Source organism: Pelobium manganitolerans, assembly GCF_003609575.1.
In the GTDB taxonomy this organism is placed as follows: domain Bacteria; phylum Bacteroidota; class Bacteroidia; order Sphingobacteriales; family Sphingobacteriaceae; genus Pseudopedobacter; species Pseudopedobacter manganitolerans.
Genome location: NZ_MBTA01000026.1, coordinates 1 through 19435 on the forward strand (window position 1 = coordinate 1; position 19435 = coordinate 19435).

A 19435-nucleotide genomic window follows, 5' to 3' on the forward strand; every position below is an offset into this window, starting at 1 on the left:
TCAATTTTGTTTTAGTTCGGTTTTTTTGTTCGATTCCTCAAATGCTTTCGGTCAGTTCAAATTATCAGTTTGCATTGGAGAAACTTCGTTAACTGATGCATTTCGTTCGGGGAACATTTGCCTATAACGTTCCGCGGCTTGGCGTAGTGGCGGATTTTTAGCACAAAAGTTCAATCGAAGAACCGCATTTGAACCTACCACAAAACTGTCATACGAAGCACCGCACCCGCCATTACGCCAAACCGCTGTTAGGCGTATGTGCTTTTTCATTTTGGAGTTACTTGCCAAGTGATTGTGTCAAAATTGAAATTTGAAAACAGTTCACTTTGACTTATTATTGTTACGTCACCACGTCTTGTGTCTCTGTTAAAATTATAAACTCGGTAAATAAAAGCGGAGTCTCCATACTCCTCAAAAAAATGTTTTTCGTTTTTGCTCATATAAAATGCTTGATTGAAACCTCCACTTGTAGTCTTAACTTCAATATATCGAGGAGAACCGTCATCATTTATTGAGGAAATATCGTAGCCCAGTCCGTCACCCTGCAATCGGCTCAAATGTTGAACATTTTGTATTGCACTTGCTCTGTTCATTGAGAGAGTTTCAATTAACCTGTCAATTTCAAACTCTAATACAAATTCTTCACCTTGGTCACCAATTTCATTGTTTCGGTCTCTTGCTTTTTCCCAATCGATTTTACGGGCAACGAAGCGTCTTGTTTTTTCCTTAATTGTTGTTACGACAGCAGGTGGAATAACCGTTTGTGTAATAGGGTTTATTAGAGAGAATTTGGCAGGGCGAAAATTCTTGTCAACTATAAAACCTTCATCGTAAATTTTTATTGTTTCTGTTTGGTGAGCAACAATATTGCCTATCCTTTGAATAATAAGAACTTCGTTTCGTGTTGCCGATGGAATATTATCCTCTTCACTAAATTCTAAAACTGTGTGCAAAAGAGTTTTTACTTCTGATGTGTTTAATTCACCATAAACCGTTAACAATGGTTTGATTGCTCTTCTTATCTCTGCTTCTGTATGTGCTGCCATTTTATTCTTTAGTAATTTGTTATTAAAAGGTGTTCCACATTTTTGTCATTACGGTTCATAAAACTAACGAGATAAGTTTTGTCAAATGACCTTATGTTTAGATTGTTATTGTTGTAAAGGTTGAAAATAAATTCTGTGTTTTTAATTATCATCATCCATTTTGCTTTGCAGTGATTAATTAAATAATCTGCAAGTCTTGCTTGGTCGTCTTTTGTAAATTCATTTTGTGCATAGGTGCTAAATTCACTGTCGTATGGTGGGTCAAGAAAAACAAAATCATTTTTTGTTGGTTTGTGCAAATTGAAAAAATCTTCAAAGTCAAGATTTTCAATAGTCGTTTGGTCTAAAAGAGATTTTAATTCTTTAGTTCTTAAATAGTCAACTTTTTTCAGAAAGTTTTTGCGATTGTAAGCAATTCCACCATAGGGGACATTGAAGTCGCCACTTGAATTATAGCGGAACATTCCACTATATGCAAAGTTCCTTATGAAAAGAAATATTGCCGATTTGAAAGCAGAATTTAGTTTGTATTTAGTTGAGTTGTTATAAAGATGTCTAAAGTGCATATAAAATGCACTTTTTAAAGCTGTTTCAATATTGTCAAGAATATCATTGTCAGGCAGCAGGTTTTTAATTTGCTCCAATTCTTTCATTCTTTTACTTTTCCTTACAAGATTTATCTTTATTTCTTTAATGAAGTTTTCAATATTGAAGTTGAATATAACTGAAAACATTCCGTTGAACTGCTCTGAGTTTTTTAAGATAAATTCAAATAAAATGTCCTTTAGTTTTGTTTCATCAATTTTATCTTGCGAATACTGTTTGTATGTAGTTATAAAAAACTTTGAATTGTCTTGAATAACTTTTGTCAACAAGTCCCAATTATGAATTATTTCGTCAACCGCTTTAAAAAATGTTTTTCTGTCGCCATTTGTTATGCTGCGATACAAACTGATTAATTCGTCTGATTTGTCATTTATGAAATAATTGTCAGCCTGAACAGCTGTATAGACAGCACCACCTCCTACAAAAGGTTCGTAGTAGTCTTTAAATTTACTCGGTAAATTCGGGATGATATATTTTAACTCTTGCTCTTTCCCGCCTGCCCACTTTAGTATTGGATAAAGTCGTCTTGTGTCAACATAGTTGCCAATAGCAAGTCCGATTTGGTTATATGTTTCTACTGGTTCTTCAACTATATTTTTCATCTGTCAAATGTAAGGTATGATACTCTTTTTTTATTCATTCTGTCCGAAAGTTTTTAACAACGAACTGTCGTCATAGCATTACGCCTAACGGTTTGCAGGTTTGAGAAATTGCGGTTTTTCCTGCAGAACCTCTGTCAGCCCGCACCAAATTAAATAAAAAACGGCAAAAGAAAGTGCAAGCACTTCGCCCCGCAATTTTGCAAACCTGTGGTTAGGTGTAGGTGTGTTTTTCCATATTTTATCCACGCTTTTTGGTTTTCAGTTCGGTCGGCATTTAAAAATACTTCAGTTTTTTCAATTTGTCCTTAAAGACCGAAAAAAAATCCGGTCGGTTAAGCGTATTGGTCGGCTAAAACCGGTTGAAATTGTCGTTCAATTGAGCAGTTAGGTCGGGCGTTTTGGTCGGTCTGCAAACTTGTTTTTAAAAGCTGTAATTTCTGTTTCGTTTATTCGGTCCGCCGATTCAATTTTGTTTTAGTTCGTTTTTTTGTTTGATTTCTTAAATGCTTTCGGTCAGTTCAAATTTGTCCGTTTGCATTGGAGAAACTTTCGTTAACTAACGCATTTAGTTCGGGGAACACTTACACCTAACGTTTGGCAGGTTTAAGAATTTGCGGTTTTACTTGGAGAACCTCTGTCAGCCCGCACTAAATTTAATAAAAACAATGAAGGAAGTGTAAGCACTTCGCCCGCAATTTTTTAAACCTGTTGTTATAGGTAGATGTGTATTGAGAGTCAACCTGTCTGTTAATTCATTTGTTAGTATCTTGCTTTAAGATATGGAATACAAGTCCGTGAGCAAAAAAGTTACATAAACCTAAATAAAGTGCGTAGCAGAAAACAGAAAGTATTATACTTTGAATGCTATGTATATTAGTAAAAAAAAATATAAATATTAAATATAGTCCTCTAAAAATCCAGCTCATTATAGAAGATAACGTCATTAAAGTTTCTGTACTTCCACGAACATTTCCTATTAAAACTGGAATTCTATTTAAGATTATTCGGGGAATTGTAATTACAAATATTGTTATAATTATTATCCATAATATGTTCTTGTTAAATACCCAATCAACATAATATTTTACTGCAATTGCAATAGTAATATAAATGATGACCATAAATATTGTAGCCCAAAGTAATTTTAATATTTTCATCAGTTTTTTTTAATATTTATTCAAGTGTTTCATTTAAGAATAAATTATGCCGTATCTATTGGTGGTTTTTGTATGTTCCTGTTTGGATAATGTAAGTCTAATGCCTTTGGGTCATAATATGTTCTGATTTCATGTAGTGTCAAATGTTTATATCCACTTGATTGAGCCATCAGATAAATCATTTGGTATAAAGTCTCAACCCATTGTAAATTTCCGTAATGAGGTTCCATAGTCTGAGCAAAAAAAGTGTGGAGTAATTCCCTGATTTTTTTATTGTCATGATAAACTACATCAATAGCATTTAGGGCTTTAATCCAATCTAATTCATTGGCTCCAACGTTTCGATACATCATTAATGTCTGTAATATGTATCTCTTTTCTCGATTGAGTTCGAGGGTGTGTTGATATCTAAAAGCCAAAATTGCACCAATTCCTGCTGATACAAGTGGGATTAAAAACTTTTCAAAAAAGTCAAGTGTCGTCATATTATTTGTAAATTAAATTATTCAGCACTAACAATAAATAGTAGTATAGGCTTCATACATTTACCTATAACGTTTTTGGGCTTTGCGTTCGGGCGGGTATAGAAGCACTAAACTGTCAATTTGTGTTGAACTAGGTTAGAAGCACCGAGTTTCAATTTTGCACATCAGCCCGCCTGACGCAAAACCCGTGTTAGGCGTTGTTGTTTCTTGTCTCCAGTTCAACTGTTAGGTCATTTAATTTGTCAACGTAACTTTTTCTTGCTTTCAAAGGAAACTCTGCCAAATCTAAGTCGCTGTAATATTCAATAACCCTTTTAAGTTCATTATCAGAAAAGTCTTTCGGTGTCTTTTTATGTAAAAGTGAATGGTCAAAAGGTTCTTCAGTCTGTTTGCTGTTTTCAATTTTCCTTGAAATTTCTTTGTTCGGAACGTTGTCAAGGTCTGCAAGTATAAATTTGTTTTTAGGCAAAGTTGTCTGTCCGATTATTTTTAAATAGTCGTCTATAACCACCTTGTCTATAAATATTTTACCTGAACCTGCCCAATGTCTGTCGGTTCCATTTTTTTTAACGCCAGAAACCCAATACTCGTCACCGTTTTCAATGTCAAAGTGATTGCTAATTGTTCCCTGTCCTTTTTTAAGAACTTTGCCGTCAAAATATACTGTCTGTCCGGATTTGGAAAAATGTCCGTAGCCAATCCAGGCTGGTCCGGAATGTCCTTGTTTTAATTCAACGTATAGAATTTCTGTTCTCATACAATTACGCCTAACTTATATATATGTGCAATAAAACCCCCGATAGCACTCCAAATTCTGTTGGATTTCGGGGGTTCTTACTTCTTCTTTCTCCGCTCCAAATTAAATAAAAAAACATGTACAATCTAAAAAATTTTAAATCAAAAATATAATTCCATAACCGAGCGAATCGCTCAATTTCCACCGACCTTGCTTTCAAACGCCCAGCCACAAACCATTGTTTTCAAAACATAAGTTAATTTGTACAAAGCAAGGCAGGCAACATTTATTTGCGATCTGCCTTCTTATAAAGCTATCTATTTGCGGAAATCTGTACCATCGGCTTAGCCGCGCAAATTAAAAACGCCATATTTGCAACAATGGAACAGCTTAATCACAGCCAATATTTACAACGTTTAAACATATCATCGCTAAACGCTATGCAGTTAGATGCCGAAAAGGCCATCGGCACGGCTAAAGATGTGATGATTTTATCTTCTACCGGTTCGGGCAAAACTTTGGCTTTTCTGTTGCCGCTTATCCATCGGCTTAAAGCCAGGCAAAAAACTTTACAATTGCTTATTGTGGTGCCTGCCCGCGAGTTGGCCCTGCAAATTGAAGAGGTATTCCGCTCGCTGCAAAGCGGTTTTAAGGCGACCTGCGTGTACGGAGGCCACTCGGTAAAAACCGAAGAACTGAGTTTGGCCGATACGCCATCGGTGGTCATTGGTACGCCCGGAAAAGTAAGTTTCCACATCAGAAAAGGGAACATCAATCCTACGCAAGTGGAATATTTAGTGTTAGACGAGTTTGACAAATCTTTAGAGCTGGGTTTTCAGCAAGAAATGGAGCTCATCTTTGGCGATTTAAGCCATCTAAAGCAAAAGATATTTACATCTGCCACCAAGCCGGATCGCTTTCCGGCCTTCGCGCGTTCGGCAGACTTGCTGGAAGTAAACCACTTAAACGCACAAGCCACCACACAGCACCTGAACCTGAGGGTTTTGCACACGGCATCAAAAAATAAACTTAAACTATTGATACAGCTGGTGGCCGAGCAACCTTTGGGGCCAACCATTATATTTTGCAACCACCGCGAGGCGGCCGACCGGGTAAGCGATTTGCTGTGGGATAAAGGCGTGGCTAACGGCATTTACCACGGTGGCATGGACCAGCCGGCGCGCGAAAAGGCGCTGGTAAAGTTCAGAAACGGTACCCATACAGCTTTGGTGACTACAGACTTGGCATCGCGCGGGCTGGATATTCCGGATGTGCAACAGGTAATCCACTACCAAATACCTTTTACAGAAGAATCTTTTATCCACCGTAACGGGCGTACTGCGCGTATGAAGGCTAGCGGAAGCGCTTTTTTGCTGTTGAGCGATGAGGAATATAAACCAGATTATATTGATGCCGAAGTAGAAGAGGTGGAGGCGCATGAAATTGCCGAAGTTGAGGAGCAAAGCCATTGGGCTACTTTATACATTGCGGCGGGCAAAAAAGATAAGGTAAACAAAATTGACATTGTAGGCTTGCTGCACAAAAAAGCGCTATTGCAAAAAGAAGAAATTGGCCGTATAGAAGTGTATGACCATATGTCTTACGTGGCGATAGCTAAAAAACAGTTAAGCAAAGTGTTGCGCCTGCTATCTAAAGAAAAAATTAAAGGCAAACGCTATAAAATAGGGGCCGACGCTTAAAGCTCGTCTGCCGAAAACTGCTGGTTTAAACGTTCTAAATCGGCCAACATCTCTTGTAGTTTTGCCTCTTCTTGTTGGATGTACTGCTTTAAAAAATAGAAGTAGCTAAGCGCAAACCAGGCTGCGGTGGCTGTTAGAATGATGCCCATAGTAAGCGGTCCCATTTTGTAAAACAGCTCTACAAAATACAGTAGCGCCCCTAAGCCTACAAACAGGGTGTACAGCTTATAGTTGCGTGTGTGTTGCACATGGCGCGATTGTTTAAAGGCTTTTAAAAAGCGGATATGGTCTGCCGGTTTATCAAATAAGGTATTGCTGTTGGCAATTTTGCGCATATTTATAAACTGCATTACTACAAAATAAGCACAGCAAAGAGCTACCAAGCCCAAGCCCAAATAGCTGGTCCAAAAGTCAAAATCTACGCTGGCAGCAACATAGGCAATGGCGCCTAAGGCAAGCAACATCAACAAAGCTTCGCGCAAAAGTTTGGCGCTCAGCTTGTTTCTGCCACGTTTGTAAGCAAAAATCACCTCCTTGTAATCAACTTTCGGCGCTGTTTTCTGCTCGTTCCAAATCCCTACTAATGAATCAAAGTCTTTCATGTTGATTGTATAATTCAGTAAGCTTATGTTTAATCCTGTGTATTTTAACCCGCAAATTTCCTTCAGAAATGCCCGAGATTTCCGCAATTTCCGGGTAGGGCAACTCGTCCATCACCATGGTGATGATTAAACGTTCGCTTTCTTCCAGTTTGGCAATGCATTTATATAAGGTGGCAATTTGCTCTTGTTTTTCAGAAACTTCTTCTTCTTTGGTTTCGATGATGTTGGGCGTTAGCTCGTCTTTTGCGGCGCGTTTTTCTTTTTTTAGATAGGTGAGGCAGGTGTTTACGGCAATGCGGTAAATCCACGTGGATATCATGGATTGGTTACGGAATTTGTCCAAATTTTGCCAAACCTTTAAAAAAGTCTCCTGCAGTAAGTCATTTGCCGCATCACTGTCGCCGGTATAACCCAAACATAGGTGATAGATTTTTTTGGAGTTCGCTTTAAAAATTTCTTGAAATGCCTGTTCTCTGTCGGACATTAGCTTGCCGTTTTTAGCTATTAGAGTTAGGTGCCGTTTTTTTGTTACAAACCCAAGTTCGATTATTATTAAAATCAAACTTCCAATTGTTAGGCTTTTAAAGCTGATTCAATTGCATCGGGCTTTAGCCCGATGAATAAGATTGTTAAGAATACGGCTTAAGCCAAAACTTTTTGTTCTCATTTTTGGCTAAAGCCAATTATAATTGTCATGTAAAACAGGCTGAAGCCCGTTCTTATCCATGATTTTTGAAATTATTAATCGAAATCAGGTTACAATTTAAAATTTTCCAAATCGTAAATAGGCGTTTTTTGCTTTTTAATTTGCGCCAGCAGCTGTTCAAATTGTTGCTGGTAATCAAAACTTAAATCTTCTTCTAATTTAGGCACTAGGCGCCAAATGCGTTTCAGTTGGCTGGCCAATACGCTTTGTGTGGTTTTTTGATTGTTGCGCGATATAGGATGTGCTAAAAAAAGCTGGGCAAAGTGAAGCGCTATTTCTACTTCCAAATGTTTGCTGGCCATAAATTTAATGTGCTTGTTGGCCGTGCGCAGCAATTTGCGCAACTGCTTGTTGGCTTTGTAAATGCTAGGGTGCAGTTCTTCAAAACCCTCGGCTAGCAGTTCTTTCACTTTTTCGGCATATTCGTCTGTTTTATCGCCGTAAAACAACAAATAATGCAACAGCTCTTTGTTTTCTGTTTTATGCTTGGCTAGGCGCAGGCACGCTTCCTTCAGTTCGGCGGGCTGTAAAAAATTCAGCTCTTTTTTCAGTTCTGCCAGTTTTGGCCCTTCTATCATTCCGTTTTGCTAAAAATTATATTTATCTATTTTTGTTAGGCCAGCCTATTACAGCGGCAAGCCATCAACTAAAGTAATGAAATTTAAGTCAATCCCCTTTATCGCGCTCGCCTTGGTTAGTTTGGCCATTATCCTTAGCGTGCTTTCGCATTACCAATTAATTCCTTTACCGCCGGTTTTAGTGCTTTCGGTACGCTGGGTGGCGGTACTTTCTCTACTGGCTTTTGCCTATCAAAAAAGAACCTTAACCGCATGGATTTTAGTTTCGATGGTGATTGGCGCGCAAATAGGTCACGATTTTCCGGACTTTGCCATCAACCTGCAGGTGCTTAGCAAGGTGTTTTTGAAAATGATTAAAACCATTGTGGCGCCCTTGCTGTTTGGAACTTTGGTGTACGGCATTGCCGGCCATGCCGATTTAAAGCAGGTGGGCCGCATGGGTTGGAAATCTTTGGTCTATTTTGAAGTAGTAACCACCTTTGCCTTGTTTATAGGTTTGTTGGCCATCAATATTTCGCAGGCGGGTGTCGGCATTAATCCGCCTAAAGCGGTAAACGAAACTTTAGAAACCGTGCCTCCGCAAAGTACCACCGATATGATTTTGCACGCTTTCCCAGAAAACATCGCTAAATCTGTTGCCGAAGGGCAGGTGTTGCAGGTGGTGGTTTTCAGCATTGTGTTTGGCATTGCCTTAGCCATGGTGAGCGAGCGCAAACGCAAGCCCATGCTCGATTTTTGCCAAAGCTTATCTGAGGTGATGTTTAAGTTCACCAATATTGTGATGTATTTTGCGCCGGTGGGCGTGGGCGCCGCCATTGCTTTTACCGTTGGCCACATGGGTTTGGGCATTTTGGTAAACTTGTTCCATTTGCTGGCCACGCTGTACTGTGCTTTAATAGCTTTTATATTGCTGGTGCTGTTGCCCATTGCGCTAGTTGCCGGCGTACCCATCAAAAAATTTTTAAAGGCTGTGGCCGAGCCTATATCTATCGCTTTTGCCACCACCAGCTCGGAAGCGGCCTTACCGCGCGCCATGGAGGCGATGGAGCGCATTGGCGTGCCCCGAAAAATTGTGGCTTTTGTGATGCCCACGGGCTACAGCTTTAATTTAGACGGCACCACGCTTTATCTGGCTTTAGCTGCTATATTTGTGGCCCAAGCGGCAGGCATACACATGAGCTTTGGGCATCAGCTGTTAATTGTTTTTACGCTAATGTTAACCAGCAAGGGCGTAGCGGGCATACCACGGGCATCTTTAGTGATTTTGTTGGGCACCGCAGCTTCTTTTGATTTGCCGGTGTGGCCCATATTTATCATTCTGGGTATTGATGAGCTGATGGATATGGCGCGCACCTCTGTAAACGTGCTGGGCAATTGTTTAGCTACGGTGGTGGTGGCCAAATGGGAAAAAGAGTTTGACGAAAACGCAAATCATCAAGAATTAATAGAACTTTAAAATGAGCGATAGAAACAAAAAGATATTTTTAATAACCTGTATAGCTGTTCCGTTTTTACTGTATTGCGTGTACTATTATTCGATTATGATTAAGAATGCGCCTTTTAAGTTTTCGGAGTTTGAAAATATTACGCTTAAAGCGGAGGTAGGAAACCATCTGGATAAATCTTTCGACTCTAAAAGCGGTGATTATCAATATTTAAACACGCGCGATTCTTTAATTAAGATGAACGTGAAAATGACCAAAGACGATTTATTGTATTTGCACCGCAAAGCAGTTGATTTAGGTTTTTGGAACTGGCCCGAAGAAATGATTGGCGATACCAGCGGTAAAGCACCGCGCTATACCATAGCATACCATTACCAGCGCAAAAGCAAAACCGTAACCGTTGACGCCGCCTATGAAGCCGACCCTAAACTAAAGGGCGCTTCTTTAGAGCTTATTAAAACCATTAACACCGCTATTGCTGATGCAGCCGATAGGGGAAGGTAGGGGAGACTATTGACTATTGAGTATTGAGTATTGAGTATTAGGTAGTGAGTATTGAGTAGCAAGATGGCGACTTTCATTACTAATGAACCAATGCCTAATGAACTAACCCCTAACCAACTAACAAACTAACGTTTAACCAACTAACCCCTAACCCCCTACACCAACACTTCCGCAGAGAAGCCATAATCTTGCAGTACTGAAATGATTTCTTGGACTTCAATAGCTGTGCTGTTGCTTTCTACGCGTAAAATACGGTCGCAATCATCCAAGTCGAAATTTACTTCGTAACAAGGGAACAGCTTGTTAAATTGTAGGAGCAAAGCATTTGCATGCTCGCTTTGCTCTACATTGGTGCGGTAAACTTCTACCATGGTGCTTATTGGTTTAATAAGTCGTGGTTAATCATCCAGTTAATCCCAAATTTATCTGTCCACATGCCAAAGTACGATCCCCAAAAAGTATCTGCCAAAGGCATGGTAACCCGGCCGCCCTCAGAGAGGTTCGCAAATAATTCTTTGGCTTTTGCTTTGCTACCCACCCCTAAAGAAACCGAGAAATTATTGCCTACCTGTAGTGGGGGACTCATTCCGGGCATATCATCACTGCCCATTAATACCGTTTCTTTGCTGATGGGCAAGCTCACATGCATGATACGTTGTTGTACTGCAGCAGAAAGTTGCGGAACCCCTTCTTGTGAGGGCATGTCGCCAAAACGGCTAAATGCCGCAAACTCTCCGCCCAAAGCGGCTTTATAAAAATTGAAGGCTTCTTCGCAGTTGCCAGCAAAAACGAGGTAAACGTTTACAGTTGTCATAATTTTTTAATTGAGATTGATTTACAGCTAATTTGTTACGCTTGGTTTATTCGGTTTTTACATCGTTCAGCAGCATCCACGAGGTGCCAAACTTATCCCGCAGCATCGCAAAACGGTTGGCGAAAAAAGTTTTTTCCATCTTCATAAAAACCTCTCCGTCTTTGGAAAGTAAAGCATAAACTTCTTCTGCTTGCGCTGATGATGCAAACTTTAGCGTGAGATAAGCACTGCGCATGGGCTCGGCATATGGCACATCAGCGCCCCTCAAAATGGTGCCGCCAATCTCCATGGTTGCATGTAGAATGGGGTTTTTCCATTCTTTTGGAAAGTTAGCAGGAACCTGTTGGTGGCTAAGCATATCATTGATCTTTCCGCCAAGATGTTGCTCGTAAAACTCAAAGGCTTTTTGGCAATGCCCCGGATAGTTGATATATATTTCGAGCGATAAACTTTTGTTTTCCATATTTTTGTTTTAAATAAACTTAAGTACTAACATCTAACCACCTAACCAACTAACACCTAACCAACTAACACCTAACCAACTAACCACCTACTAGAGGCTGATAATAAAGCATCAAGATTCCGTTATTAAAAGTTTTGGTTTTAAGTAGCTTAAACATCATTTGCTGTTTTATATTTTCAAATAGCTGCAAACCTTTGCTCGCAATTAAGGGATGTATACAAAGCTGAAGTTCATCCACCAAGTTGAGATTTAGGGCTTGTATAATTAAGCTGCGGCTACCTATTAAAACATTTTTTTCTTCGGTTCGTCGCAGGTTTAAAATAGTTTCCTTTAGTTCGCCTTTAGCCAAACTTGCACTTGCCCAATCAACAGATTTAAGAGTGTGCGAAAAGACGATTTTTGGGATTCTGTTAATGGCAACAGCAAAATCTTTCATTGACTGTTGTTCGGCAGAATTGTCTAAAACCGTTCTCCAATATTCCATCAGCTGGTAAGTGGTTTTGCCATAAAGTATTGCATCTGCCTCAGCCAACAATTTTGTATAGTGCTGGTGTAGCACTTCATCCGCAATTCCGGCGGTATGGTCGCAAACTCCGTTGATAGTTACATTAATTGCTGCAATTACTTTACTCATAAAACTTTCTGGCTTTTTTAATTACTTGCTCGCGCTTAGTAGTCTAGGTCTGTATTAATGTCGTAGCTCATGCCCTTTAAACCCAAAAGCTTGCGCATTAGCCCCATTTGCCCTAGCAAATAATCTTCGCGCCCAATGCACATCCCAATCATATTTAGCACGTTTTCATCTACAAAAGGGATGTTCATGCCATCCAGCTTTGTTGATGTTGGTTTATCCATATTTAATTGTTTTCAGATGCTGTTTTTATGATCTGCAGCGCTTCTGCAAAAACTTTGTTGAAGTAGGCTTCCATATCAGGTGCAATATCTACCAGCACCTGCAGCTCGGTCCGTCGCTCACCTTCCTTTTTAAGGCTGTAAATTTCTTTTGCGCCCTGCCAGTCAAAATCTTTCTCTACACCGTCTTTCAGCTCTTTTTGGTGCGAAAAAACCATTTGTTCACCAGGTACCAAGCGTTCAATGTACGAGCTCATCCCGTTTTTGTCGTCCATCAAAATCTGATGGTATTTCCTTCTTTTAGTTCGCCTGTGTAATGGCTGCCTTCCATAAATACGCGCGTCCAGTTGCGGTAACTGTTTGGCTCCCAAAGTACCTTCCATACATTTGCCCTGTCGGCATCAATTTGTATCGAAAAAGAAATGGTTTTAAAATTTTTCATATTGTCCCGATTTGGTGTATCGAAATTAAAACACTCAACATTAAATCGGCTTTACATAGGTCAAGAAAAACAGTAAGAGGCGCACCCGGTCGTATCGTCAGGTTTAGCGTCTCCTGAGGTTGAAAGTTCGCGCGTGGTTGACGCTTCTGTTATAATTCGGCATTGCTTTTTTTTGATTTTCCTAAAATCTTTATAAACTTTAGGCACAAATTCTCCGCATGGCATTAAACTACGTTTGGATTGCTTTCTTCTTAATTTCTTTTGCAGTAGCGCTGGTAAAATTGGTTTTTTTTCAGGATTACCAAATTTTCCAAAACATGGTCAACAGCACCTTTGAGATGTCTAAAACCGGTGCCGAAATTTCTCTGGGCTTAATTGGCTTAATGACTTTTTGGCTCGGCGTAATGAAGGTGGGAGAGAAGGGCGGAATGATCAACGTGTTTGCACGCCTAGTAGGGCCTTTTTTTAATAAGATTTTTCCCGAGATACCTAAAAACCATCCGGCAATGGGGTCTATCCTCATGAATTTCTCGGCAAATATGTTGGGTTTAGATAATGCGGCTACTCCCTTGGGTTTAAAAGCCATGAAAGAACTGCAGGAAATTAACCCGCAAAAAGATACCGCCTCTAACGCGCAAATTATGTTTTTGGTGCTAAATGCCTCAAGTTTGGTGCTTATCCCCACCAGTATTATGGCTTTCAGAAAAGCCGCCGGCGCCGCAGATCCTTCAGATATTTTTGTGCCTTGCCTGCTGGCTACTTTCTTTTCTACCTTGGTGGGTTTAGTGGCAACGGCCATTTATCAACGCATCAACCTGTTTCAGCGAACCATTATGCTTTATTTGGGCGCGGTGACTTTGATAATTTGTGGTGCGCTTTATTATTTTAGCACTCTGCCCGAGGCCGATTTAGCCGTTGTATCAAACGTGGTGGGCAATGTGCTGTTGTTTTCAATTATTGTTTCTTTTATCGTGTTGGCGCTCATAAAAAAAGTAAATGTGTTCGAAACTTTTATTGAGGGCGCTAAAGAAGGTTTCGAAATTGCGATAAAAATTATCCCTTACCTGGTGGCTATTTTGGTTGCTGTTGGGGTGTTTCGTGGCTCGGGCACTTTAGATTTTTTGGTAGAGGGCATTAAGCATTTAGTGGCATTTGCGGGTTTAGATACCAGTTTTGTACCGGCCTTGCCCGTTGCTTTTATGAAACCTTTAAGCGGCAGCGGCGCCAGGGGGTTAATGGTAGAGCTGATGAACACCAGCGGTGCAGATAGTTTTGCATCTCGTGTGGCCTGCGTGATACAGGGATCCACCGAAACTACTTTTTATGTGCTGGCCATTTATTTTGGCTCGGTATCTATCAAAAAAACACGCCACGCTTTGCCCGCAGCCTTAATGGCCGAACTGGCAGGGGTTTTAGCTGCTATATTTATTGCTTATATATTTTTTAAATGATGACGAAGAAAAGGATTGCTTTGATTGCGCATGATGGGAAAAAGGCCGAAATGGTTGCTTTTGTTAAAGACCACCGCCATATACTAGCCGAAATGGAGATTACCGCTACCGGCACCACTGGTGGTTATGTTGAGCAAACCGGGCTAAACGTAAACAAGAAGTTAAGCGGGCCAAAAGGTGGCGATGCGCAAATTGCCGCTATGGCAGCGGAAGGATTATTAGATGGGATTTTGTTTTTTCGCGATCCGCTAGGTAAACATCCGCACGAGCCAGATGTACAAATGCTGATGCGCATTTGCGATGTACACAACGTGCCTATTGCCACCAACCCAGCTACCGCGAGTTTGATTTTAGAAGCTTTGGCGAGTTAACTTTTGTTATTGATGCTTTAACATCGATTTGCAATGCTGGCTTCTATCTTGTTTTTCCTTGGCTAGGGCTACAAGTTTTGAACTAAATCCGTGAATATCCTTACTTTAAAGTACCCAAAATCCACAATAACATAGGCGTGGCTAGCTGTTAATTTAGTGAAATATCTAAAACCACAGCAAATGAAACCACGCCTCAGCATCTTAATTGTATTGTTATTATGCGGCTTTAACAGCTTTGCACAATCTTTTGAAGATTTAGAACGTAAAAACGGTGATAACGCTTTTACCGAAGACTGGTTTAAGGTAATCGTACGTTACACCTCGGTTAAAAGTACGTACACCCCTAATTATAGCGGCGGAACCGTAAACGTTGCGTTTAGATGGGATAAAACCGAGAAATGGGATATCCGTTCGAGATACGAAAATCCGAGTCTGGGTGACTTTATTTATGCCCTAGTGAATTTGTCTAAACAAATATCTAACGGAAGATCAACTAAAGACGACTATGACGACCATGCACATGGCGGGGGCATTTTAGGCTGGGCACAATTTTATGCCAACGCGGTTGCTAAAGATAAGCTCTTAATAAGTCCGGGTATAACCATGGGCGATTATATGTTTGGCTCGCGGTATCAAAAGAACAACCAAAACAAAGCAAAACACGATCCGTATGGCTATTATTTGGCCGCAGGACCTGCCTTCATGGCCACATATCTTGTTAACAAGAAATTGTGGATTGATGGATATGTAAATTACGACATTGCTTTAGTAAAGGTTAAAAATGATTCTGTGGATCCCAAATATCCTAAGCCGTCTTTCTTAACAGTTGGCGCCGATCTAAACACCGTTTATCAATTTTTTGGAGGTTTCCGCATTAACCAGGTGATAGACAGAGGCTACAATAAAGACAAATCATCTAGGCTGGATATTTCTGTGGGAATGTGTTTTTAATATTACGTTTGCCTAGGCTAAAAATGGCGATATTCGCCTTATGGCAGAAGATTTAGCTATACGCAAAGGCAATAAAAGCGAACAGTACCGATCCATTGTTCCTCAAATAAAGTCTCTATTAAGCGGAGAAACAGACTTAGTGGCTAATCTGGGGAATATTTGTGCGGCTTTAAAAGAGCAGTTCGGATGGTTTTGGGTAGGTTTTTATCTGGTGAAAAATGATGAGCTGGTTTTAAGCGCGTTCCAAGGTCCGGTTGCTTGTACACGCATCCAAAAAGGCAAAGGCGTATGCGGACAGGCTTGGGAGCAAGAACAAACATTGATTGTGGAAAACGTAAACCAGTTCGACGGCCACATTGCCTGCAGCAGCAAGTCGCAATCGGAAATTGTAGTGCCGATTTTAAGAAACGGAAAATTTATTGGCGTGTTGGATGTTGATAGCGAACATCTGGCACATTTTGACGAGGTTGATCAGCTGCATTTAGAGCAACTGCTCAGTTTGGTTGATTTTAGTAGTTTATAAGTTGCTTTAAAGCTTCGGGCAAATCTTCTAAAGTATCAATATCCGATAAAGTAGGCGCAATGCCGTAAGATATTTGCCCCTCCTCTAATTGAGCAAGACTTTGTTGAAATACGTTTTCTGTACTCCAGGCTATATTTTCAAACAGACAATCTTGTTGGCTTTTTAAACCGAGAAGGTAATATCCGCCGTCTTTTGCGGGGCCAACCACAGCTTCTTTATCGTCCAAATCAATAAAAACTTGCTCAATAATTTCTGTATTTAGCTCATAGCAATCAGAACCGATGATGATGACTTTGTTGTAGCCCAAGGCAAAAACATCGGCAAAGGCTTGTTTCATCCGTTCGCCCAAATCACCGGGTTTTTGGAAAGCGGTGGCATATCCGGCGCCCCAGTCTAAAGTTTTTCCGGGAGATTTATCGTAATACAAAAACTTATCGCAGCTCAGCTTATCTGTAATTAGGTTGGTATGCTTCAATAATTCCAAATAAACTTTTAGCGCTTTTTCGTCGCCAATATTTTTTGCCAAACGTGTTTTTGCGTGGCCAAGCTCTGGGTATTTTAAAAAAACAATAAGGGCATTTTGTGGCATAAATTAAAACTTACCGTTAATAAGATAGTCATTTGCGCCTAAAAGCAATACTTTTTGGTGCTTCTCTATCCGGTAAGCAGAATCAGCAACAAACAATAAATTTTCGGTGGTATGGTAAAGTAGGTTGGTGCTTTGCGTGCTTATGGCAATTTGTTTCACCTGCCCCTCATTGGCAAAGTTGATTGTAATTTTTTGTACCCGTAAATCGGCTTCTTTGGCGGTGTAAAGCAATTTATTAGCGCCAGAGTCTACTTTGTAACTGTTTTTCCAGGCCGGCTTATTAATATCAGCCTCTGTAAACAAAGCCAACTCTTGTTGCCAATCGCTTATTTCAAGTGTTTTAGTCTCCGACACACCGTTCTTCTGCACCGTTTTTAAAACCTTTTTATTTTTCAATATTTCGGCTTGGCGCTGGAAATAGCCCGCGATATCAAAAAAATATTTTTGTTGTCGGCTGGGCTCACTGCTTTGCGAACAAGCCGACAACAAAATAACTGTAAATAATAAACAGGTTACTTTCCTCATTAAACTAAAACCTCTCCGCTCATTTCTTGAGGTGCGGCAATGCCCATTAATTTTAAAATAGTTGGTGCAATATCGCCCAATTTGCCGTCTTTCACAGCTTTATAATCTTCATCAATTAAAATGCAAGGCACCAAATTAGTGGTATGTGCGGTATTCACCGAGCCGTCTTCGTTAACCATATAATCGGCGTTGCCGTGGTCTGCAATAATGATAAAAGAATAACCGTTTTTTAGTCCGGCTTCGACTACTTGCTGTGCACAGTAATCTACGGTTTCAACCGCTTTTACTACCGCATCAAAAACCCCTGTATGGCCCACCATATCCGGGTTGGCAAAGTTTAAGCAGATAAAATCTGCCCAACCTTTTTCAATTTCTGGGATAATAGCGTCTTTAATTCCGTTTGCGCTCATTTCTGGTTGCAAATCATAAGTAGCTACTTTTGGCGACGGAATCATAATCCTTTTCTCGTTTTCGAACTCTTTTTCGCGTCCGCCAGAAAAGAAAAAGGTCACGTGCGGATATTTCTCGGTCTCTGCTATCCGGATTTGGTTTTTATGGTTCCGTTCTAAAACTTCGCCCAGCGTGTTTGTTAAATCGTCTTTAGTAAAAACTACTTTAACCCCTTTAAAAGTTTCGTCGTAGGTGGTCATGGTTATATAGTCCAAGCTCAACGGCGTCATTCCCTGCTCGGGGAATTCTTTTTGGGTAAGCGCGATAGTAATTTCGCGGCCGCGGTCCGTACGGAAGTTGAAGCAAATCACTACATCGCCATCTGCGATAAGGGCTAAGGGATTGCCATTGGCGTCGGTTTTTACCAAAGGTTTGATAAATTCATCAGTTACACCCTCGGCGTAAGACTGTTGCATGGCTTCGGCCAAGTTCTGCGTTTTTTTGCCTTCGCCTTTTACCAGCAAATCATAAGCTTCTTTTACGCGTTCCCAACGGTTATCGCGGTCCATCGCGTAATACCTTCCGATAACGCTTGCCAATTGCCCAGTCGAGTGTTGTAAGTGCTGGTTCAAATCGTTTACATAGCCTACGCCAGAATTTGGGTCGGTATCGCGGCCATCGCTAAAAGCATGAATAAAAACTTGGTTTAAGCCGTAATGCTTGGCCGCATCGCATAAACCTTTTAAGTGCAGGGTGTGCGAGTGTACGCCGCCGTCGGATAGCAATCCAATAAAATGCACTTTTTTATTAGCCGATTTTGCATATTCAAAAGCTTCTTTTAAAACCGGATTTGTATTAAAATCACCGTCTCTAACAGCTTTATGTATCCGCCCCAGTTCTTGGTAAACCACTCGGCCGGCTCCCAAATTCATGTGGCCCACTTCAGAGTTACCCATTTGGCCTGCCGGCAAACCAACGGCCTCTCCAGAAGCTTCTAGCTTGGAGTTTGGGTATTGTTTAATGCATTGATCAAAAAATGGAGTTTGTGCTGCAATGATGGCGTTTGATGAGTCGTTTTTTCCATATCCCCAGCCATCTAGGATAAGGAGCGCAACTTTTTTATCTTTCACATCGCAAATATAAAGCTTATAGCTAAGAGCCTGTTTAAAATTTATCTAATAATTTGTTTATGCTTCTTTTCGGTTGCAACTTCGTTATGTTTTTTTGAGGTAGAAGCCCCGCTATCTCTACAAAAACAAGCCTTGTTCGCTCAAAAAGGCAATAAGCCTTCTTGAATGCCTTGAACAACAATAAGCAGCTGATGAAAAAATAAGCGATAAACATTTTTACAATATAAATTTTAAACAGGCTCTAACAACATTTTGAACAATTTGTTAAATTATGGCACTCTTTATGGATTTATGCTATAAATTTAGCTGTCGTAAAATTGTTTTGGAAAAATAGCCAACCTCCGCCCCGTAACCAAAAAAACTAAATAAAACTATGAGATACATTTTTACAATTTTATTGTTGCTAAGCCTGAAATCTGCTTTTAGCTTTGATGTGATAGACGACGTAGCGGCCGCGGTAAAAAGCGGCGATGCTAAAAACGTAGCGAAGTTCTTTTCTACCACGGTAGAGCTTTCGGTTAACGATCAGGAAGATATTTATTCGGCAGCGCAGGCCACTTTTATTTTAAAAGATTTCTTTGCAAAACATGCGCCCATCGGCACAAAAATAGTGCATAAAGTAGTTTCAAACCCTAATTATAAGTTTGGTGTTATTTTGCTGACTACCAGCGATGCCAAGTATCGCATTAGCTTTGATTTGAAGATGAATGCGTCTAAATTTATCTTGACGCAGATGAGAATTGAAGAAAATAAAGAATAAAGCAAGC

25 protein-coding genes are annotated in these 19435 nt (G+C 40.2%); 8 read left to right on the forward strand and 17 right to left on the reverse strand.

Annotation, left to right across the window (positions count from 1 at the left end):
* Positions 1 to 266: 266 nt before the first annotated feature.
* The 4 genes from BCY91_RS11860 to BCY91_RS11880 all read right to left on the reverse strand — a co-directional run bounded on the left by BCY91_RS11860 (position 267) and on the right by BCY91_RS11880 (position 4653).
* Positions 267 to 1046, reverse strand: coding sequence for a DUF3883 domain-containing protein (locus BCY91_RS11860; RefSeq protein WP_120182271.1), 780 nt, complete (start codon positions 1044 to 1046; stop codon positions 267 to 269).
* Between the two features lie 8 nt (positions 1047 to 1054).
* On the reverse strand, positions 1055 to 2254 hold the full coding sequence (locus tag BCY91_RS11865; protein ID WP_120182272.1) for a DNA adenine methylase: 1200 nt from the start codon (positions 2252 to 2254) through the stop codon (positions 1055 to 1057).
* A gap of 1201 nt (positions 2255 to 3455) precedes the next feature.
* A complete protein-coding gene (locus tag BCY91_RS11875) occupies positions 3456 to 3896 on the reverse strand; it encodes a DUF6680 family protein (RefSeq protein ID WP_120182274.1) in 441 nt (146 codons plus the stop codon).
* Positions 3897 to 4086: 190 nt separating this feature from the next.
* Positions 4087 to 4653 carry a hypothetical protein gene (locus tag BCY91_RS11880; RefSeq protein WP_182995372.1) on the reverse strand — a complete coding sequence of 189 codons (567 nt, stop codon included), beginning with the start codon at positions 4651 to 4653 and terminating at the stop codon, positions 4087 to 4089.
* A gap of 359 nt (positions 4654 to 5012) precedes the next feature.
* On the opposite strand from BCY91_RS11880, the gene BCY91_RS11885 reads away from it, so the two are divergent.
* Complete coding sequence (locus BCY91_RS11885) at positions 5013 to 6332, forward strand: DEAD/DEAH box helicase (protein ID WP_120182275.1); 1320 nt, start codon at positions 5013 to 5015, stop codon at positions 6330 to 6332.
* Here BCY91_RS11885 and BCY91_RS11890 read toward each other — a convergent pair.
* The 3 genes from BCY91_RS11890 to BCY91_RS11900 all read right to left on the reverse strand — a co-directional run bounded on the left by BCY91_RS11890 (position 6329) and on the right by BCY91_RS11900 (position 8218).
* Complete coding sequence (locus tag BCY91_RS11890) at positions 6329 to 6934, reverse strand: hypothetical protein (RefSeq protein WP_120182276.1); 606 nt, start codon at positions 6932 to 6934, stop codon at positions 6329 to 6331. The two genes, BCY91_RS11885 and BCY91_RS11890, sit on opposite strands and share 4 nt — an antisense overlap.
* The gene (locus BCY91_RS11895; protein ID WP_120182530.1) at positions 6921 to 7418 is read right to left on the reverse strand and encodes an RNA polymerase sigma factor; all 498 of its coding nucleotides are present in this window, start codon (positions 7416 to 7418) and stop codon (positions 6921 to 6923) included. Before BCY91_RS11895 ends, BCY91_RS11890 begins: the two co-directional genes overlap by 14 nt.
* 272 nt (positions 7419 to 7690) lie before the next feature.
* Positions 7691 to 8218 (reverse strand): hypothetical protein, encoded by a 528-nt coding sequence (locus BCY91_RS11900; protein ID WP_120182277.1) that lies wholly within the window; start codon positions 8216 to 8218, stop codon positions 7691 to 7693.
* Between the two features lie 76 nt (positions 8219 to 8294).
* Here BCY91_RS11900 and BCY91_RS11905 point away from each other — a divergent pair, with 76 nt between their 5' ends.
* The gene (locus tag BCY91_RS11905) at positions 8295 to 9674 is read left to right on the forward strand and encodes a dicarboxylate/amino acid:cation symporter (protein WP_120182278.1); all 1380 of its coding nucleotides are present in this window, start codon (positions 8295 to 8297) and stop codon (positions 9672 to 9674) included.
* Between the two features lies 1 nt (position 9675).
* On the forward strand, positions 9676 to 10167 hold the full coding sequence (locus BCY91_RS11910; RefSeq protein ID WP_182995373.1) for a hypothetical protein: 492 nt from the start codon (positions 9676 to 9678) through the stop codon (positions 10165 to 10167).
* A 155-nt stretch (positions 10168 to 10322) separates the two neighbouring features.
* On the opposite strand, the gene BCY91_RS11915 is transcribed toward BCY91_RS11910, so the two are convergent.
* The 7 genes from BCY91_RS11915 to BCY91_RS17640 form a co-directional block, all read right to left on the reverse strand.
* Positions 10323 to 10538, reverse strand: a complete 216-nt coding sequence (locus BCY91_RS11915; protein WP_120182280.1) for a hypothetical protein — start codon at positions 10536 to 10538, stop codon at positions 10323 to 10325.
* 5 nt (positions 10539 to 10543) lie between these two features.
* Entirely contained in the window at positions 10544 to 10981 is a 438-nt protein-coding gene (locus tag BCY91_RS11920) for a VOC family protein (protein WP_120182281.1), read from the reverse strand.
* Between the two features lie 46 nt (positions 10982 to 11027).
* Positions 11028 to 11444 carry a VOC family protein gene (locus BCY91_RS11925; RefSeq protein ID WP_120182282.1) on the reverse strand — a complete coding sequence of 139 codons (417 nt, stop codon included), beginning with the start codon at positions 11442 to 11444 and terminating at the stop codon, positions 11028 to 11030.
* 79 nt (positions 11445 to 11523) lie between these two features.
* Entirely contained in the window at positions 11524 to 12078 is a 555-nt protein-coding gene (locus BCY91_RS11930) for a dihydrofolate reductase family protein (RefSeq protein WP_120182283.1), read from the reverse strand.
* A gap of 35 nt (positions 12079 to 12113) precedes the next feature.
* Entirely contained in the window at positions 12114 to 12299 is a 186-nt protein-coding gene (locus BCY91_RS11935) for a hypothetical protein (protein WP_182995374.1), read from the reverse strand.
* Between the two features lie 2 nt (positions 12300 to 12301).
* Positions 12302 to 12571 (reverse strand): hypothetical protein, encoded by a 270-nt coding sequence (locus tag BCY91_RS11940; protein WP_120182284.1) that lies wholly within the window; start codon positions 12569 to 12571, stop codon positions 12302 to 12304.
* Entirely contained in the window at positions 12571 to 12738 is a 168-nt protein-coding gene (locus BCY91_RS17640; protein WP_182995375.1) for an SRPBCC family protein, read from the reverse strand. Before BCY91_RS17640 ends, BCY91_RS11940 begins: the two co-directional genes overlap by 1 nt.
* A 218-nt stretch (positions 12739 to 12956) precedes the next feature.
* Between BCY91_RS17640 and BCY91_RS11945 the strand changes: the two genes are divergently transcribed.
* The 4 genes from BCY91_RS11945 (at position 12957) to BCY91_RS11960 (ending at position 16034) form a co-directional block, all read left to right on the forward strand.
* Positions 12957 to 14189 carry a nucleoside recognition domain-containing protein gene (locus BCY91_RS11945; protein WP_120182285.1) on the forward strand — a complete coding sequence of 411 codons (1233 nt, stop codon included), beginning with the start codon at positions 12957 to 12959 and terminating at the stop codon, positions 14187 to 14189.
* Entirely contained in the window at positions 14186 to 14560 is a 375-nt protein-coding gene (locus BCY91_RS11950; protein WP_120182286.1) for a methylglyoxal synthase, read from the forward strand. Before BCY91_RS11945 ends, BCY91_RS11950 begins: the two co-directional genes overlap by 4 nt.
* Before the next feature lie 180 nt (positions 14561 to 14740).
* On the forward strand, positions 14741 to 15511 hold the full coding sequence (locus BCY91_RS11955; RefSeq protein ID WP_120182287.1) for a hypothetical protein: 771 nt from the start codon (positions 14741 to 14743) through the stop codon (positions 15509 to 15511).
* Between the two features lie 40 nt (positions 15512 to 15551).
* Complete coding sequence (locus tag BCY91_RS11960; protein ID WP_120182288.1) at positions 15552 to 16034, forward strand: GAF domain-containing protein; 483 nt, start codon at positions 15552 to 15554, stop codon at positions 16032 to 16034.
* On the opposite strand, the gene BCY91_RS11965 is transcribed toward BCY91_RS11960, so the two are convergent.
* The 3 genes from BCY91_RS11965 to gpmI are packed head-to-tail and all read right to left on the reverse strand — an operon-like array spanning position 16021 to position 18668.
* The gene (locus BCY91_RS11965; protein ID WP_120182289.1) at positions 16021 to 16623 is read right to left on the reverse strand and encodes a TIGR04282 family arsenosugar biosynthesis glycosyltransferase; all 603 of its coding nucleotides are present in this window, start codon (positions 16621 to 16623) and stop codon (positions 16021 to 16023) included. The two genes, BCY91_RS11960 and BCY91_RS11965, sit on opposite strands and share 14 nt — an antisense overlap.
* Positions 16624 to 16626: 3 nt before the next feature.
* The gene (locus BCY91_RS11970; protein WP_120182290.1) at positions 16627 to 17148 is read right to left on the reverse strand and encodes a hypothetical protein; all 522 of its coding nucleotides are present in this window, start codon (positions 17146 to 17148) and stop codon (positions 16627 to 16629) included.
* The gene (gene gpmI, locus BCY91_RS11975; RefSeq protein WP_120182291.1) at positions 17148 to 18668 is read right to left on the reverse strand and encodes a 2,3-bisphosphoglycerate-independent phosphoglycerate mutase; all 1521 of its coding nucleotides are present in this window, start codon (positions 18666 to 18668) and stop codon (positions 17148 to 17150) included. The genes BCY91_RS11970 and gpmI overlap by 1 nt, the downstream gene beginning before the upstream one ends.
* Before the next feature lie 373 nt (positions 18669 to 19041).
* Between gpmI and BCY91_RS11980 the strand changes: the two genes are divergently transcribed.
* Positions 19042 to 19428 carry a DUF4783 domain-containing protein gene (locus tag BCY91_RS11980; RefSeq protein WP_120182292.1) on the forward strand — a complete coding sequence of 129 codons (387 nt, stop codon included), beginning with the start codon at positions 19042 to 19044 and terminating at the stop codon, positions 19426 to 19428.
* Positions 19429 to 19435 lie beyond the last annotated feature (7 nt).